The 4,820-nt window shown below is 37.1% G+C and carries 4 protein-coding genes; 3 read left to right on the plus strand and 1 reads right to left on the minus strand.

Features of this window, described 5'->3' with window-relative positions; all coding sequences use genetic code 11:
* The first annotated feature begins 52 nt into the window (after positions 1 to 52).
* The 3 genes from F6K13_RS18570 to F6K13_RS18580 all read left to right on the plus strand — a co-directional run bounded on the left by F6K13_RS18570 (position 53) and on the right by F6K13_RS18580 (position 4,442).
* Entirely contained in the window at positions 53 to 1,087 is a 1,035-nt protein-coding gene (locus F6K13_RS18570; RefSeq protein ID WP_287287970.1) for an AarF/UbiB family protein, read from the plus strand.
* Positions 1,088 to 1,658: 571 nt separating this feature from the next.
* Positions 1,659 to 3,293: a response regulator gene (locus F6K13_RS18575; protein WP_124146283.1), complete on the plus strand. Its 1,635-nt coding sequence runs from the start codon at positions 1,659 to 1,661 to the stop codon at positions 3,291 to 3,293.
* Positions 3,294 to 4,442, plus strand: coding sequence for a hybrid sensor histidine kinase/response regulator (locus F6K13_RS18580; RefSeq protein WP_124146282.1), 1,149 nt, complete (start codon positions 3,294 to 3,296; stop codon positions 4,440 to 4,442).
* 164 nt (positions 4,443 to 4,606) lie between these two features.
* Here the strand turns inward: F6K13_RS18580 and F6K13_RS18585 are convergent, their stop codons facing one another.
* A complete protein-coding gene (locus tag F6K13_RS18585) occupies positions 4,607 to 4,756 on the minus strand; it encodes a hypothetical protein (protein ID WP_287287971.1) in 150 nt (49 codons plus the stop codon).
* Positions 4,757 to 4,820 lie beyond the last annotated feature (64 nt).

Genomic DNA, 4,820 nt, shown 5'->3' on the forward strand with positions numbered 1-4,820 from the left:
TGGCAAACCTGAATTTGCTTCTTTTTCCAAGGAAAAATAAGCAAATTCAGGTTTGCCTTGGTTTGCATTAGTGCAAGATTATATTCCTGGTTTTTCCCTCCAAGAATTATTAGATAGGGATAAAAATTTCATAGAAGAAGATGTCAAAAAAATTGCTAAAGAAGTATTAGAAATTCTAATTTATCTCCACGAACTAGAGCCTCCAGTCTTGCATCGAGATATTAAACCCAGTAATTTAATTATGGGTGCAGACCAACAAATTTATTTAGTAGATTTTGGCGCGGTACAATCTCAAGGTAATGCTCAGGGAGTAACTTTTACTATTATTGGCACTAGCGGTTATGCTCCCCTAGAACAATTTTGGGGTAGAGCAGTGCCAGCTTCAGACTTATATGGTTTAGGAGCTACTTTAATTCATTTACTAACTGGAATTTCCCCTGTGGATTTACCACAAAAAAATTATCATATTCAATTTTCTGACAAGGTTGATATTAATCCTAACTTCGCAACTTGGATTAACAAAATTACAGAAATGGATTTAGGAAGTCGCTTTCAAAATGCCCGTGAAGCTTTGACATCCCTAGACTCAAAACCAAAACTTCAACCATTAGTTACACCTCAAAAAAATCCTCTAAACTTTAGTATTATTATTACCGTTAATAAATCTCCAGATATGATAGAAATCTATACTCATGCACCTAGTTTAAGAGAACTAAAAGATTCTGGAATTATTGGTGGAGCGCTTTGTATATTTTTTGGTTTACTGCTAACTAATCCAATTTATGGAATATTATTTTTGATCATTATTTTTGTAGGAATATATATACTCTTTGGAGAAAAAAAATATATTTATATTGACCGTAATAGTTTTCAGGTAGAACGACATTTATTTAATTTTATTTACGGGAAATGCCAGGGAAATACTAGAGATATTTTACAGGTATTATCATCTAAGTTTGAATCTGGTTATCAAGTGACAATTCAATCTCAAATAGATAAATATCAACTAGATCGAGCGATGAACCCAAAAGATAGCACGCGATTAGCTCAGGAAATTAATGAATGGTTGAATCAAAAACCAGATTGAAGAAGGAAGAAGTGGATGGGGATAGTCAAGGACTTGCCACTTCGTGTCTTATAACCCCAACCAATTGTAGGCGTTAGTGAACTTGTAATCCTCTAGATAGGAATTGGCACAGTCTTAAATTTTAAGTAGTATAGTAGTCAGGAAATGGAATACTGAAGCATTTTTATTCTATACCATTCTATATTCACCAACGCCTAGATGCAGGAGATGATGATTTTTTACCCAAACCTGTAAATACCGAGGAGATATTCACTCTACTTACTAACTATCTACAAGTGACTTGGAAATATGAAACAATTAAGTTAGTCTCAACTTCTACTATCACTCAAGATGATACTCTCGAAATAATTGCACCGCCATTAGAGGATTTACAAATTCTATTTGAGTTGGCCTAGGATGGCTTACTGTTCAAGCTAGCAAAAACGGCTGAAAAAATTGGGCAAAAGAGCGATTGCTATCTGCCCTTTACCCAGAAAATTTCACAACTGGCAAAGCAATTTCAAACCGAAGAAATTGAGATATTAATTCAAAAGCACATTAATTCTAAACAGTCTCTAAACTCTCACAAGTCATGAATAAAGAATTAGCAAAACAAATAGGACTCATTTTAATCATTGATGATATACCAGAAAATTTAGATGTCCTCTCAGAAACACTCAGTGTAGTAGGGTATGATGTGGCGATCGCCACCAACGGAAAACGAGCGTTCAAACAACTAGAGCGGAAATTACCAGATTTAATTTTATTAGACATCACAATGCCTGACATAGATGGCTTTGAAATCTGTAAAAAACTCAAATCCCATCATACCACTTGCAATATCCCCATAATTTTTATCACAGCTTTAGCAGATACAAAAAACAAAATTAAAGGTTTTGAGCTAGGAGCAGTAGATTATATTACTAAGCCATTTCAAGAACAAGAAGTCCTTGCCAGAGTTAATACTCATATGCAATTAAGAAGGCTGACTCAAAACTTAGAACAACAAGTCGCCCTAAAAGTCTTTTCATTAGAGCAAGCAAAACAAACTGCCGAAACCGCAAACAGGACTAAGAACCAATTTCTAGCCAACATGAGCCACGAACTGCGCACTCCCCTAAACGCAATCCTCGGCATCACAGAGGGGCTACAAGAGGAGATATTTGGCAGTATTAATGAGCAACAAATGAAAGCTATACAAACTGTTGAGAGTAGTGGAAGGCATCTGTTAGAGCTCATTAACGACATTCTGGATCTCGCCAAAATTGAATCGGGTCAGTTAGAGCTAAACTTTACACTCACTACAGTTTCTTCTCTGTGCCAATCTAGTCTGGCCTTCATCAAACAACTTGCCGAAAAGAAACGCATTCAACTAGAAATGAAACTGCCCCAAAACCTGCCTGAGTTATTCGTGGATGAACGACGCATCCGCCAAGTTTTAATCAACCTACTCAATAATGCTGTCAAATTTACCTCAGATGGGGGATGTATTTCCTTGGAAGTCCAGGTCAATCGCCAGCAGTTCGACTCAAAGGCCAACAAATTCAAAAAATTCCTACGAATTGCTGTTATTGACACTGGCATTGGCATTGCTCCAGAAAACCTTAAAAAATTATTTCAGCCTTTTGTCCAAATTGATAGTTCCTTGAATCGGCACTACCAAGGGACAGGTTTAGGGCTTGCTTTAGTGAAACGTATTGTTGAGCATCACGGCGGGCAAGTGGGTGTCACCAGTGAGATAGGGGTTGGTAGTTGCTTCACCATCGACCTTCCTTACACTTTGACAATAGACACCTCCAACGAATTGGAAGTGCAGCCTGAACCTAGCATTGAACTAACTCAGCCTCAAGAGCAAATATCACCATTAATTATGCTGGCAGAAGATAACAAAGTAAATATTAGTACAGTTTCAAGCTATCTGAGAGCTAAAGGCTATCGAATTCTGCTGGCTAGGAATGGAGAGGAAGCAATTACCCTCGCTCGGTCGGAAAACCCCGATCTGATTCTGATGGACATTTCAATGCCAAAGATAGATGGCCTCCAGGCCATAGAGCAGATTCGTAGTATTCCTAACTTGGTCGATGTGCCGATAGTGGCACTGACTGCTCTAGCGATGGTGGGCGATCGAGAACGTTGTCTGGCGGCTGGAGCTAGTGATTACTTGAGCAAACCTGTTAAACTAAAACAATTGGCAACCACAATTCAAAAACTTTTAAACACAAAATAAATGCATTTACCTTCTATTTTAGTGATTGATGATGAGCCTAATAATTTTGATGTGATTGAAGCTCTTTTGAGCGACCAAGACTATGAGTTGTATTATGCTGCCAGTGGTGAAGAGGGGATCGCCAACCTAGAAACCTACAACCCAGACCTGATTTTACTTGATGTAATGATGCCGGGAATTGATGGTATTGAAGTTTGTCGGCAAATTAAAGCTATGTCAGCATGGCAAGCTGTTCCCATTATTATGGTCACGGCATTAAGCGCAAAGTCAGATTTGGCAAATTGTCTAAATGCTGGCGCTGACGATTTTATCAGTAAACCCGTTAATACCATTGAGCTGAGGGCGAGAGTTAGCTCCATGCTACGAATTAAGCACCAGTATGATAACTTACAAACTATGCTCAAATTACGAGAAGATATGGTAAAAATGGTCGTTCACGATTTACGAAATCCTTTGACTATTATTTTGTTTGGTTTAGAACTCTTGAAAAATCCTAATTATCCTCAAGATCAGCAAAATATTAAACTAAATCAAGTTTATTCGTCAGCACAAACATTACAAGTATTAATTGATGATTTATTAAATATGGCTTTACTGGAATCTGGTCAAATTCGTCTCAACCGGACACAGGTAAAACTATGTAGTTTGATCGAGTCTGCTATTTCAAACTTTGAAGCGGTCGCCGAGCAAAAAAATCAGTCCCTAGTTAGTCAACTCCCAGAAGCTATCTGTAAAAAAGTTACTATTGATGTCACTCTGTATCATAGAGTTTTGGATAACCTGATCTCAAATGCTATTAAGTTTTCTCCACATAAGAGTAAAATTATCGTGAGTTTAGAATTGCTCAATTCTGGAGATTGCAGAATTCAGGTGATCGACTCGGGTCCGGGCGTTCCAGAACAATTGCAACAAAAGATTTTTGAGAAATACGAGGTTGGAACTATGATGTCTGGTGTTTCCCAAATAGGATTGGGTTTAGCCTTTTGCAAAATGGTTGTTGAGGCCCATGGAGACAAAATTTGTGTTATAAGCAACCAACCGCAAGGAGCCATCTTTGAAATCATTCTAAAGTCTAATGAAAAAACAGTAGGTAATGAAGAAGAAAATGAAATATATCCGGTCTCTTTCTCCTCGGTGGAAAATACTTGACATTTTATCGATCGGTAATTATCCTAACTAAATATAATACTATTTTCAGATGGTCAGTTATGGTTAATACCATATAAAGAAAAAAAAAGAATGTTACGAATAATTTGGATGATTAAAAGACACATGCAGGAGATGTCCCTTTGATTAAAAAGATAAGTTTCAACCTAAAAAATGATATCGAAGCCATTTATCCTGACTCCTAACTTTCCCTCCCAGGAGGGGTTAGGGGTGGGTTGACTCCTAATAAATAGTCTACCTATTTGTAGCAAATATTTATCAAACTGGTATAAGATTTTGAAATCAAGTTCTGCCAAACTGTTATTTCATAAAGCAATGAATTTATTTGAACTATTACCAATTACCAATTACCGAATTTCC

Source organism: Okeania sp. SIO2B9 (assembly GCF_010672505.1).
GTDB lineage: Bacteria > Cyanobacteriota > Cyanobacteriia > Cyanobacteriales > Microcoleaceae > Okeania > Okeania hirsuta.